We start from the raw sequence: 12,182 nt of genomic DNA on the forward strand, positions 1-12,182 counted from the left end.
CTGTTTTGTCGCAATAAATCCCTAATACGTCGTAATAAATCCCTAATTTGTCGCTTTTAAACTTCTTAAAGCTAGTGTTTTCAATAGGTTGAGCTATACCTAAATACTATTAAATACTATAAATACTTTTTTAAATACTAAGTAAAGACTAGTAAAGGTCATTTTTCTGTTCTAATCTGTCCTATTAAAAATAAATCCCTGATTTGTCGCATTAAAAAAACAGATTTAAGATATTAAATCTGTTTTTAAATTAAAGAATAATAACTTAACAAAATGGTCAAGTTTATATTACATTATCACTTTTAAACTTCCCACTTGTCTTATTAATAAATAAATCCCTGATTTGTCGCTTTTTAAAAAATATAAATATATCTTTATTTAATTAAAATTTAGGAATTCTTGTTGCGTTACTTAACCTCAGTTTAAGTTATATTTCCTATTTGTCCTATTTCAATAAAGCAAATCCCTAATTTGTCGCTTTTAAAATTCAATTCATATATGTCGTCAACATACACTCATAAACTTGGGTAATTACACAAAAAAGACAGATTTCTCTGCCTTTTCGTATTTATATAATCATTTAACTCCAATTGTCTATTAGATTTAATTCATCTACCAAAATGTATCCATTTCTCTTTTATGATCTAGATCCTCTTTTTCTTCTAGCTTATATTCAACAATCTTATTGTCTAAAGTTCCTTTGAAAAACTTGTATGACGTTGCTTTAATAGTCTCAACATCATCTCTATCAAGAGTTATCATAACTGCATCATCAAAAGCTCTTTCCATATATCCATTCTTAAAATCAATATCTTTAAAATCTTTCTTAAAACTTCTTAAAGTACCCTTAGTAAATATAGTTTCATCAGGAACAAAGTGGTCAAGTTTTTTAGGTAATTCTTTTAAAAGGATTTCTTCTTTATTGTCACTCTCATAATCATTAGAAGTAATTTCAACGTCTTCAAGTACTATACTAGGAATTTCTTTTATAATTTCATCTTTACTAAAATACTTTCTCTTGTCCAAATCTTTAACGTAAAAATCAATAGATTCAACCTTTCTACCTACTTTGTTTTCTTTTATCTCTATTTCAAAATATCCAGTTTCATTAAGTTCCTTTATTGCTGGAAGGATGACCCTTCGTTTAAAATCACCATATAAATTATACTTTTCTTCTATTTGCAGCAGGTCTTTTAACTCTGACACTTCATAATTTATAACTTGTTTAGTTCCACTCCAAACTCTTAGCAAATCATACAATCTTTGAGCATAGTAATTATTCATTCCAAGTTTAACAATTAAATTAATCGGGGTGTGTCCTTCCCTTTTGTCATAATAATTTTGAATTAAAGTATATATTTCTTCTGTAGCCTTTACTATAAAAGTATCTCTATCTTCATCATAAGTTGATCCATTAATAAGCCCGAATCTATGCCATTTATATTTATCCTTATCCTTTATCCTTTCAGCAATTAAGATTTCCTTTAATCTAAGTGATTCCAATAAATCACTTACTCCTTTTATAGTTTTATCCTTTTCTTTGCCTATTAAATTTCTAAGTTCATTCCTATGAATTTCACAACTTAAAATACCGTCTTTTTCCTTTTGAAATTTATATAATAAAAGTTCAAACACTCTATTTTGAACCAATGTTAAGTTGTACTTGGCTTTGATCAAAGAATTGTGTTTCATCAACACTTTTATATCTTCATCCGTTCCAAAATGATTGCTTAAATCTTCTCTATCCATTTTTCACCTCTGATATTTTGATTATATTATATATTATAAATAATACTATAATCACTTAACTATGACAATGAATTTTGATTTGTCATAATTAAACTTCCTAAATGTCATATTAAATTTCCCATTTGTCATACTTAGTTTCCTAAATGTCATAGTTGCACTTCCTATTTGTCATATTAAACTTCCCAAATGTCATAGTTCGCTTCCCATTTGTCATATTTAGAGTCCTCAACTTAAGTAATACCAATACTTACATATATGTCTAAATACTATAAATACTATTAAATACTTTCTTAAATACTATTAAAGACTAGTAAAGGACATTTTTCTATTCTAATCTGTTCTATTTTTTTACATAGAGACTATTTGTACTAAAAAATTTAAATCAAAATAATATATTTATATAGATAAATAAGAATAGAAATAAATATTAAAACTATTTTAAAAATGAAGTAGTATAAATAGTAAGGGGGGATAGGTATGGTAGAGGGAATTATATGTTTAATTATGTCAATTATATTTTTCATTTACTCATTTTGTGCATTTAAGCAAAAGGGTCCGTTATTAACAACTATGTATTATATTTCAAATGCTGAAGACCGATCTAAAATGAAAACTAAAAAAGAATATCATTTTATTGCCAAGACATACTTATTACTATCAATAACTCTTGTGCTTATATCGGTTGGAGAAATATTTAAAATACAATGGACTTTAACAGCTGCAATTATAGTGATAATTTTTACTGTTATTTACACCTTTGTTGTTTCTGTAAAAAATACAATTAAAAAGTAGATATATACAAAATAATTAAAAATTACGTTTGAAAGCCGATTATTTTGTATAAGCTAACTAGATTATGTATTTTAGATAAAATACCCTTAGAATCCAAATAAATGGATTTTAAGGGTATTTCTGCCTAAGCATTCCATCTTACTTTTTTATATACTCCATAATAAAAAATTCACCCGTACCTAGACAAGTTTCTTGATGTTTTCTATCAATCACTTTAAAACCTTGAGATTCATAGCATCTAATAGCCCTTTTATTCCAACTTCTAACTTCTAAGATAATTAGTTTTTTAGGATATCTTTTTTTACATTCATCTAAAGCCATACTAATTATTTGTTTTCCTATTCCAATACCACAATATTCTGGTCTAATACCTATACCAAAGAATACAGAGTCTCCCTCATCTAATAAATTTACAAATCCAACGAGATTATTCTTACCATGTGCAAATCCAATGAAATTTTCTCTTTTTTCTTTTTTACATAATGATATTTGTTTTTTTACAACTTCATCCCATGAAGGCAAATTGTATATACTATAATCCCCTTCGTATTTCCATGTAGTTATTTCTTTAGCTAATTCTTCCGTAAACTTAACCGGATTTAAATCCATATAAATCCCCCTAATGTAATTTTCAATAAATTGTATACTAGCAATTAACAAAAATCCATATTTAAAATGAATTTTAAAAGTTAATATAATCTCTCAAAAATGTAAGAAATGTTTAAGCTTAGTGTCAGGCTATTTTAAGATGAACCAGGTATAATGAATTTATCAAATAAAACAGATCCAAGAGGAGGAGTTACACATGACAATATTATTAGGAAGTTTAATCATAGCTCCATTTATATTAGCAGTAGGGGCTGCATTAGTAAGTAGTGAGTTAGAAGTTGCAAATCAACAATAAGTTTTGTATAGAAACAACTATAGAAAAACATATTTAATTAGAGTTTTAAAATAATTAATTTTTATATAGATAAATATTTTGTTAAGTAGCTATATAACAATGTTTAAAGTTAAATTAATATGTGAAAATCAATAAAATTCAATTTTAATAACTAATTTGTTAATTAGCTAATTAACATAGTATATATAAAAAGAGCTCGATAATCTAAAAATAGATTAAAGAGCTCTTTTTATTACTATTTTGTTAAAAACCTAAAATTTTATTTAGGCTATTAATAATACATTTAAATTAAAAAAAAATCAAATTGATATTCTTAAAATAGAATAGAAATTTGCAATAAAAAAGACACATATTTTTATGTGTCTAATATCAAATCCTAAATAACTGTTTTTTAAAACTTTCAAATTCTGTTTTAATTTTATCTAAATCTATGTTGTCTCCGACATCTTCTATAAAATTTAACTCTAATAGTAAATTTATATTATTATTTAAAACGTCTCTTGTCCATCCTTTAGGCTCCATAAGCTCATATATGCATTTTGTATCTATACCATCTTCAAAATTTGAAATAAGGGCATATAAAAGCCTGCTATCTACATCCAATATATTTACCAAACTATCATGCACCATCACAATATTGTTAATGTTTTTATAGATTAAATCTATTCTTATGTTTTTAACTATCATATAATCACCCTTTTTTTAATATTAATACCTAAAAAATTAACTTTAATTCATAAATTTTCGTATAAGCTCAATTTCTTCGATCTATAAATCGCTAAGATCTTGCATAGTTTCATTATTTATTTATTAAATAATTGACTTATTTTTCTTTTCCTAAACCTGTTCACCTGAATAATTAGTAGCTTAAATTTATATATATCTACAAATTTTAACTTACTTAGTATGTGAGTTTTTGCTATTTCTCATAAAGAACAGTAGATCTATTAGACTCTTATGGTAAGGGATGAAAATATCTTCATCAATCATAGATAATATTTCTTCTTTTAAGGCCCATTTGACTGACTGAACTTCCTCATACTGAAGTTTTAATTTTGAGATATCTATATCTTTTTGAATTAAATATATATCATCAAATCCTTTATCAAAGTTTATTGTAAGAGCTGGTCTTATTCCATCTAAGGATAACTTATATCCAATTTCCTCATAAACTTCACGCTCTGCTGCCAATTGGCTTGTATCGCCTGATACAGCACTACCTCCAACAGTAATATCCCACATATTTGGCCATCCATCTTTAAATGGCTGCCTTTGTTGAATTAGCATTTTGCCTTCTAAATTAAAAATACATACATGAACTACTAGATGATAAGTGTTTTCTTTAAATTGGCTACCTCTTACCATTGTTTCCCCAGTTTTAATTCTATTTTTATCATACAAATCCCAGATTTCCATACGTTCACCTCTCAGAATAGATATTTATATACTTTAAAAATTGGTTATTCAATTGTATTTAAATTATATATGTATATTGAAACTCCTTTTCTTCGGCTTTAAATAAAAAAAACTGTACATGTAATTTTAATTTCATGCACAGTTTTTTACTTCAATTCAGTAGTATAACATCTCTTTACTTGAGCGTATCTTGAATATAGGATAATGAAATTGTCATTGCATCAATTATTTTTTTTAGACGAGTATATGTTCCTGTTCCTTCTTTTGCATTAATCATGGCCTTTTTACTTTTATTAATAATAGATGTTATTTGAGTTACTGATTTTAAAAGTTCATCTTGTGTATAATCATTGTTTTGATTTGTAATTAAAGATTGTGAAATAGACAAAGCTTTTATACGATTTCTAGAAAGGGATAGTTGTGGTGACCCTTCTTTGAATTTAGGTTGTATTTTTTCACAGTTACTAATTGTAGACTTTATAATATTTAAAGTATCTTCTATTTGCTGATTAGTATATTCGTTCATTAGATTTCTCCTTAGTTATTGTTTTATTTATGATTATAGATCAAAAAGGATTGATGAATTATAAACTTTTGTAAGATTATATAGATTAATATATAGTAAACATTATATATAATTTTAGACTTATAAAGGAGAATAGGATGGAATATAAAGCTATAAATATAGCTAGAAAATTAAATATAAGCATCTATAAATCCTTTTTCTTTAGGTAGTCTAACTTGGTTTAAAGCATTGTTTTTATCCCTATAAGTTCCAATACAAACCTTATACAAAACATCATTTGTAGTAACTTCTAATTCAAATAACTTAATTAAATTATTTCTAATAGCTAAAGCTATAGATTTGATATTATTACTATCTTTTAAAGCTTTTTCTCCTTCAATATTAGATATAAAATCAACTTCAACTAAAGCTGCAGGCATCTTAGTATGTTTTAAAACTGAAAGCTCCTTACTTAATTTAATTCCTCTATTCCTTATATTAAATAGCTTTGAAATATCTTCACAAATTCCTTTTGAAAAGTTATCTAAATTTTCAATACCCATTGAATACTCCCAAACTTCAACTCCCCTAACACTTTTGTCAGAAGCCGAGTTTATATGAATAGATAGAAAATAATCTGCTCCAAATTCATTTGCTATTCTAGCTCTTTCTTTAAGTGGAACAAACTTATCTGACAACCTTGTAAATTTAATATCTAAATCTAATCCTTTTAAATTCTCATTAAGTTCCTTTCCTATAGCTAAAACAATATTTGCTTCACAAGTTCCAGCTTGTCCAATTGCTCCTGGATCACTTGATCCATGACCTAAATCAATAACTAATTTTTTCATAAAATCCCTCCTATTAACATTATCTAGATAATTTAATTATAGGATTTGAGAGTAATTGAATGAATAAAACTACTGCAATATCTTAATCTTAAAGAAAAATAGTTAAAGTAAAAATATAAAAACTTTTTTCAGAAAAAGTTTCTCTCCTATAAAATTCTCAAATATCTTTTAGGACTTAATTATTTGCCTAAATTACACTTAAGTTAAATTAACTTTTAAAAGGAGGAATGAAAATGTCAGATATGAAATTAGCTCCAAACGCTTCAGAAGTTGCTCAAATGTCAGCTTTAAGAATCAAATATGACTGTGGTTTAGGTGAAAATGGAAGAACAATAGTTAAAACTAGAAGTTTTTCAAACATTAAACAGGATGCAAAAGTTGTTGATGTTTACAATGTAGCTGAGATATTAAATTCACTACAAAAACATGACGTACTATCTGTAGTAAAAATAGACAACACAGAATTAACACCAGCAAATTAAAATTCGATCGCTTGAGCGACTACGTCTGCGAAGCACTTCATGTCGCTAACGACTTTGTCCGTTGCTCAAAAAAAAGAAAGGGGATTAAAAAATGAGAAATATAGAAACTAGATTATTAATGGTTTTCTCTACAACTCTTGGAAGAAAAGTAAGCTTATTTGTATCAGATCCTAAAGAAGATATAACTGAAGCAGAAATAAAAGAGGCTATGGACCAAATAGTTGCTAAAAATGTATTTGCACCTAGATTTGGAGAAGAACTTGAAACAGCGTTAGAAGCAAAAGTAGTTCAAACTGCAACTACTGGATATGACTTAGTTATATAGGGTAAGTAAAAAGATATAAGTTTTGATCCTAAAGCTGTAAAAATGCTTTAAAAGTCGCTAAAACTTATATCTTTTTACATTTTGTTTTGAAAAGTGTGAGTTTTGCTTCCAAAGCTGAAAAAGGCTTTGAGGCTCGCCAAAACTTATATCTTTAATTTATAAAATTGGAGGAATGTTTTATATGGAACTAGATTTAATGGCTTTAGTATCAAATTTAGGATTTCCTGCTATCGTTACAATGTACTTGTTAATTAGAATAGAAGGTAAGCTTGAAAATTTGAGTACCAGTATAAATTCATTAAGTAGCAATATATATGAATTGAATAATAAGAAATAGGAAGAGTATCTGTTGAATTTTTTCAAAAGATGCTCTTTTTTAAGATCTTAGTTTATCTTATTCTCTTATAACAATTGGGTTTTTATTAGGTTTAGTTTTATGTTTATCTTCAATTTTCATATTTTCCATTTGTTCCTTTGTAATTCCAATATCTAAAAAAATTAGCTTTTGATAATTTTTTGTAAATTTATAAAATTCGAAATATTTTTAATAAAAGACTATCTATTGTTAATAACATGTGCTATAATAATACTTGTAGCAATACACAAATAAATTAATAGAGACCTAGAAATAGGTTCACAGGAGTATTTTTAAATGATGAATGGAACAGTAAAATGGTTTAACAATGAAAAAGGATTTGGTTTTATATCAGTAGAAGGTGGAGAAGACGTATTCGTACATTTCTCAGCTATACAAACTGATGGGTTTAAATCATTAGAAGAAGGTCAAAAAGTAAGCTTTAATGTAGTTAAAGGTGCTAGAGGTCCTCAAGCAGAGAATGTAACTATATTATAATATATATGTTCGGGAAAAGACACATGATGTGTCTTTTTTTTATTGGAATTACCCTTAATATCTCTATTCTATTATTTTGTAATTACTATTTTAACTTTTAATTTAAGTATACTTTAATTAATCTTATATTCAACATCTTTATGCATAATAATTCCATGTTAATACAGACGTTTAGATATATTAATTTCCTAAATTATAAAAAATTTGCTTCGCTTGAGCGACTACGTCTGCGAACCACTTCATGTCGCTCAAATTCCATGTCGTCAACGTCCATTCGGCAAGTTCGTGTCCCGTTACTCAAAATGTCATTTTTTACTTTCATCAAAGTATTGGTATCACTATGCTTTATAAGTTATCCATAAATATTAGTTAAATATAGTTTCTTTAAGCGTAAAAAATATCTTTTGATTTATCTTCGTTCCATATATATTCAATAAACTCGGAAATCTCATATGCTTTATCTTTTCCAAACTGATCAGATAAAAAGCCTAAAGCCATATCCATTCCAGCAGATACACCTGAAGAGGTATAAAATTTACCATCCAATACCCATCTAGCTTTATCTATCCAAATTACATTTTCATTTGTTTGTTTAACCCATTCAAGGGCCTTTTTATTTGATGTTGCTTTTCTATTATTAAGAACTCCGCATTTTGCTAGTAGCGCAGAGCCTGTACATATAGATAGGCAAAAACGAGATTCTTCAGCTAAATGTTTTAACATATTTAAAAAATCTGTATCATTAACTAAATCTCTTACACCGATTCCTCCAGGAATAACAAGTATTCTATTTTTATCTATAGATTTAACGTCTTCTGTAATAATTTTAAATCCTTGATAACTATGTACAACTGTACCATCTTTTGAGATATAATTTATCTTGAAATCTTTTATTTGAGATAGTATTCCTACTGGTCCAAAAGCATCTAGAGTTTCAAACTAAAACATTTACTTCCATACTGATTACCTCCTATATTTTAAAATATGCATATTTTAATACTAATATTTTGTGTTGAAATATTCTACTAAAATTAATGGCGGATAAAAATAAAATGAACTGTATTAATGATATAAAAAAAATAATAGTTAAATCTAGACTTTTCTTTATAGGTTTTTTTGCTATAACGTACTTTAGTTACTTTAAAAATATATCTGTTGAGTTAATAATTATAGTAGGATTAGTTGCATATTTATTGACACCTAAATTGATTTTAAATATAAAAAATAGACTAAAATTATAATGTTAGTAGTTTGTTTTTTATTGAAATTCCAATGATATTTAGGGTGAATATTAATCTGAATTACACATATAAAAACAAATGGTTAAACAAATTATATAACAAATAAAATTAGTATTTGTTATATAATTTGTTTAACCATTTTAAAATTAGCATATATTTTAAATATAGAGATTTGATTTAACATTTACTAATAATTAAAATTCAAATATGAATAACTCATCGATAGGAGTACTTAACTCTTTTGAAATTCTAACAGCTAATTCAAGTGAAGGATTGTACTTAGCATTTTCTAAACGAGCTATAGTTTCTCTTCTTACATTAACTCTCTTAGCCAATTCCTCTTGAGTTAACTCATTAAATTGACGATATTTTTTCAAATTACTAATGAATGTTGCCATAAATTTTAATTTCCTGTATCAAATTTATAAGTTAAAAATGCCCATAAATTTACTGATATTGCAAAAGTAAGTGATAGTATTAATATTTGCAATTTATAAAGTGCTAATAAATCTGATGTATATAGTCTAATTGCATAACTTGATACAATTGATACAACAAATCCTGTATAAAGTGCTATAGTTCCAGCTCTATGTTTATTAGCAATTAATCTTTCATCTTCACAATCTCCGAGCTTACTCCACCAAATATGAGAAAGTTGTGCAAAGAACATAAACCATAAAAGACCTAAGGGGTCACTATTTATATGTTTTATGCCTAATAAGCCAAAGAATGCAAATAAAATTGAATACTTGTTTAATTTTTTCATAAATATCCCTCCATAAACGTGATATATTTATATCTTTATATTACATATATATCACAGCTGTTTTTATATTATGACTAAAAATAAAACAGACGTATGACATTTTCAGTTGTTTGTAGGTAGTTATTTTAAAATATTTAAATAGAACTACAAGAAAAAATTTAATATTATATATAATATAGTCAAAGGCTAAGATTGTTATAGGATGTAACGTAATATACTAAATTTGAAAGGGGGATATATGAGCAGTTATATTATAATAAGTTTAGTTCTTATTCTTATATATTTGATTTATAATTGCTTTTGTTATATTAAAGAAAACAGATATCTTATTGGATAAATTGAGGTATTTTTGAGGGGGATTTTATGAAAAAAATATTGTCTATAATGTTTCCAAGTATTGTAATACTTGCAATAACTTTATGGGGGAGGGCTGATAAGAATATATTAATTGGATTGTTTTTACTATTTCCAATTATATTTATTATACAAGGAATAATGTATTCGAACTTTAAAAAGGAACTACTTTTAGGATTTCTTTTATCTTCAATAGCATTTATTATTCCTATAAATTTATGGTTTAATATGGGAAGTTGTATTGAATTGTTAATAGCATATAATATTTTAGGTATAATAAGTTTTTTAGTTAAGAAGAAAGTATCTTCTAGGAACAGTTAATATAATTTAGATTTATTTAATGTACAATATTAATATATTGAGAATTAATACTTGGCATTTATCATGAAATTTGCTAATAGAGATGATAATTATAATTGGTTTAGTTGTATATATATCTATACTCAAATCAATTTAAATATAAAAACAGGTTAGAATAATAGGGGGATAAAATGGTAATAGTTTCTTTGTTAATACTTTTATTTATTATATGGTGTATATATTGTTTACAAGAATTTCTATCTAAGAAAAAAAGCAAAGTGCCAGGGCTTATTTTGCCTGGTGTAGCTTTTTTAAATTCACTTGTATGTTTATTTCAGGCAACAACATTTCAGATAGGATTAAAAGCTTTTATTTCTAGTAACATTCCAACAATTTTTCTTTTAGGAATTTATTTAAGTTGTAGAAAGAAAATAAAATTGTAGCTATTATATAACACTATAAATTAAAATAAAAAGATATAGAGAATTAAACAAATAGAGTTATAAATACAATAACTAATTGTTTAACAAATTGTAGATGTAATTATATTTATATTTGTTAAACAATTTGATTTAAAAACTGCATAACAAATACAAATAACCCCCTTAGAATCTAGATAATAGTATTTTAAGGGGGTTTGCTATATATTTTAATCCAGAATAAGCAGATATTAATCCAATTTACACTTTTTTTAAATTTAAAATGTTAATATGAGTTATTACATTTAAATTTTACAGGAGGCGTCTTTATGAAAAATATTTCTAAAAATCTTAAGTCAAAATTAGGAATAATAGGGTTTATACTAATAGATTTATATTTAATTATTTCTTCTGAAAATAATTCAAGAATTGCATTGTGTTTGATATCACTATTTATTTTTATTAGGATTATGTTCACATCAAAAAACAAATGTAATTAATTTATACTAGTCTTAAAATTTCAATTTAGAGATTAGTTTCATATAAGGGGGTTACAAATGAAAAAACACATAATAAGTATTTTAATTTTACTTATATATGGAACTCCATTTGCATTTATATCAATGTATTTGGATTATACACAAAGATCAATGCTAGGATATTTACTTATGATTTCAGCCTATATATTCTTATCATGTATACATATATTTAATAATAACAAATTTATTATTTTTTTAGGAAACATCATATCATTTGTATTATCATATTTATTAGCTAATAGAATACCAAGTGATGGATGGGATGGGTATTTTAAACCATTTTGGCATAATGATTTTATAATTTTTATAACTATATTAAGTATATTACTACAACTATTTTTTAAAATCTTAGTAAAGAAAAAAACTAAATCTAAAGAGACTTCAAAATAAATTTAAGTAATAGTTATAATTTAAAGCCCATATAATCTAAACAAGTGGATGTAAAGGGCTTTTTTAGTGCATAAAATAAAAAACCTATGGACAACATACTTAAATAGGCATATTATATTAATAAATAAACATATAAGAGGTGATTAGGTATAATGAACAGATAATTTTATTCAATTATTTAAAAAGTTTATAAATCTTAAAAAGTATTTTTAGATACTTTTATTTTTGAGCTTATAAACTGTCTTAAATTAAGAATAAGATTAATTCATTGAAACCTTAAATCAAACTTCTTTATG

18 protein-coding genes and 1 pseudogene are annotated in these 12,182 nt (G+C 25.4%); 10 read left to right on the forward strand and 9 right to left on the reverse strand.

The genetic code is table 11. From position 1 onward, the window contains the following. Positions 1–612: 612 nt before the first annotated feature. Entirely contained in the window at positions 613–1,749 is a 1,137-nt protein-coding gene (locus ACRDDE_RS07820; protein WP_438626724.1) for a replication initiation protein, read from the reverse strand. A 477-nt stretch (positions 1,750–2,226) separates the two neighbouring features. Between ACRDDE_RS07820 and ACRDDE_RS07825 the strand changes: the two genes are divergently transcribed. Continuing rightward, the gene (locus ACRDDE_RS07825) at positions 2,227–2,541 is read left to right on the forward strand and encodes a DUF3784 domain-containing protein (RefSeq protein ID WP_438626725.1); all 315 of its coding nucleotides are present in this window, start codon (positions 2,227–2,229) and stop codon (positions 2,539–2,541) included. A gap of 138 nt (positions 2,542–2,679) precedes the next feature. Here the strand turns inward: ACRDDE_RS07825 and ACRDDE_RS07830 are convergent, their stop codons facing one another. The 5 genes from ACRDDE_RS07830 to ACRDDE_RS07850 form a co-directional block, all read right to left on the reverse strand. After that, positions 2,680–3,150 carry a GNAT family N-acetyltransferase gene (locus tag ACRDDE_RS07830; protein ID WP_438626726.1) on the reverse strand — a complete coding sequence of 157 codons (471 nt, stop codon included), beginning with the start codon at positions 3,148–3,150 and terminating at the stop codon, positions 2,680–2,682. 664 nt (positions 3,151–3,814) lie between these two features. Beyond that, positions 3,815–4,132, reverse strand: coding sequence for a hypothetical protein (locus ACRDDE_RS07835; RefSeq protein ID WP_438626727.1), 318 nt, complete (start codon positions 4,130–4,132; stop codon positions 3,815–3,817). A gap of 210 nt (positions 4,133–4,342) precedes the next feature. After that, the gene (locus ACRDDE_RS07840; protein ID WP_438626728.1) at positions 4,343–4,861 is read right to left on the reverse strand and encodes an NUDIX hydrolase; all 519 of its coding nucleotides are present in this window, start codon (positions 4,859–4,861) and stop codon (positions 4,343–4,345) included. 175 nt (positions 4,862–5,036) lie between these two features. Further along, positions 5,037–5,387, reverse strand: coding sequence for a hypothetical protein (locus ACRDDE_RS07845; RefSeq protein ID WP_438626729.1), 351 nt, complete (start codon positions 5,385–5,387; stop codon positions 5,037–5,039). A 170-nt stretch (positions 5,388–5,557) separates the two neighbouring features. Then, a complete protein-coding gene (locus ACRDDE_RS07850) occupies positions 5,558–6,217 on the reverse strand; it encodes an N-acetylmuramoyl-L-alanine amidase (protein ID WP_438626730.1) in 660 nt (219 codons plus the stop codon). A 233-nt stretch (positions 6,218–6,450) separates the two neighbouring features. Here ACRDDE_RS07850 and ACRDDE_RS07855 point away from each other — a divergent pair, with 233 nt between their 5' ends. The 4 genes from ACRDDE_RS07855 to ACRDDE_RS07870 all read left to right on the forward strand — a co-directional run bounded on the left by ACRDDE_RS07855 (position 6,451) and on the right by ACRDDE_RS07870 (position 7,877). Continuing rightward, on the forward strand, positions 6,451–6,699 hold the full coding sequence (locus ACRDDE_RS07855; protein ID WP_438626731.1) for a DUF1659 domain-containing protein: 249 nt from the start codon (positions 6,451–6,453) through the stop codon (positions 6,697–6,699). A 91-nt stretch (positions 6,700–6,790) separates the two neighbouring features. After that, complete coding sequence (locus tag ACRDDE_RS07860; protein ID WP_021434414.1) at positions 6,791–7,024, forward strand: DUF2922 domain-containing protein; 234 nt, start codon at positions 6,791–6,793, stop codon at positions 7,022–7,024. Positions 7,025–7,205: 181 nt separating this feature from the next. Further along, the gene (locus ACRDDE_RS07865; RefSeq protein ID WP_021430642.1) at positions 7,206–7,361 is read left to right on the forward strand and encodes a YvrJ family protein; all 156 of its coding nucleotides are present in this window, start codon (positions 7,206–7,208) and stop codon (positions 7,359–7,361) included. A 315-nt stretch (positions 7,362–7,676) separates the two neighbouring features. Next, a complete protein-coding gene (locus tag ACRDDE_RS07870) occupies positions 7,677–7,877 on the forward strand; it encodes a cold-shock protein (RefSeq protein WP_438626732.1) in 201 nt (66 codons plus the stop codon). 384 nt (positions 7,878–8,261) lie between these two features. On the opposite strand, the pseudogene ACRDDE_RS07875 reads toward ACRDDE_RS07870, so the two are convergent. Beyond that, a pseudogene (locus ACRDDE_RS07875) lies at positions 8,262–8,804 on the reverse strand (DJ-1/PfpI family protein); the annotation flags it as partial. 125 nt (positions 8,805–8,929) lie between these two features. Between ACRDDE_RS07875 and ACRDDE_RS07880 the strand changes: the two are divergent. Further along, positions 8,930–9,118 (forward strand): hypothetical protein, encoded by a 189-nt coding sequence (locus tag ACRDDE_RS07880; RefSeq protein WP_438626733.1) that lies wholly within the window; start codon positions 8,930–8,932, stop codon positions 9,116–9,118. A gap of 194 nt (positions 9,119–9,312) precedes the next feature. Here ACRDDE_RS07880 and ACRDDE_RS07885 read toward each other — a convergent pair whose 3' ends face one another. Further along, entirely contained in the window at positions 9,313–9,516 is a 204-nt protein-coding gene (locus tag ACRDDE_RS07885; protein WP_438626734.1) for a helix-turn-helix transcriptional regulator, read from the reverse strand. Positions 9,517–9,521: 5 nt separating this feature from the next. Continuing rightward, positions 9,522–9,884, reverse strand: a complete 363-nt coding sequence (locus ACRDDE_RS07890) for a DUF3796 domain-containing protein (protein WP_438626735.1) — start codon at positions 9,882–9,884, stop codon at positions 9,522–9,524. 363 nt (positions 9,885–10,247) lie between these two features. Between ACRDDE_RS07890 and ACRDDE_RS07895 the strand changes: the two genes are divergently transcribed. The 4 genes from ACRDDE_RS07895 to ACRDDE_RS07910 all read left to right on the forward strand — a co-directional run bounded on the left by ACRDDE_RS07895 (position 10,248) and on the right by ACRDDE_RS07910 (position 11,886). Continuing rightward, positions 10,248–10,559: a hypothetical protein gene (locus ACRDDE_RS07895; protein WP_438626736.1), complete on the forward strand. Its 312-nt coding sequence runs from the start codon at positions 10,248–10,250 to the stop codon at positions 10,557–10,559. Positions 10,560–10,729: 170 nt separating this feature from the next. After that, on the forward strand, positions 10,730–10,981 hold the full coding sequence (locus tag ACRDDE_RS07900; RefSeq protein ID WP_438626737.1) for a hypothetical protein: 252 nt from the start codon (positions 10,730–10,732) through the stop codon (positions 10,979–10,981). A 305-nt stretch (positions 10,982–11,286) separates the two neighbouring features. Next, a complete protein-coding gene (locus ACRDDE_RS07905; RefSeq protein WP_438626738.1) occupies positions 11,287–11,457 on the forward strand; it encodes a hypothetical protein in 171 nt (56 codons plus the stop codon). A 57-nt stretch (positions 11,458–11,514) separates the two neighbouring features. Next, positions 11,515–11,886: a hypothetical protein gene (locus tag ACRDDE_RS07910; protein ID WP_438626739.1), complete on the forward strand. Its 372-nt coding sequence runs from the start codon at positions 11,515–11,517 to the stop codon at positions 11,884–11,886. Positions 11,887–12,182 lie beyond the last annotated feature (296 nt).

Source organism: Paraclostridium sp. (assembly GCF_051656405.1).
Taxonomy (GTDB): Bacteria; Bacillota; Clostridia; order Peptostreptococcales; family Peptostreptococcaceae; genus Paraclostridium.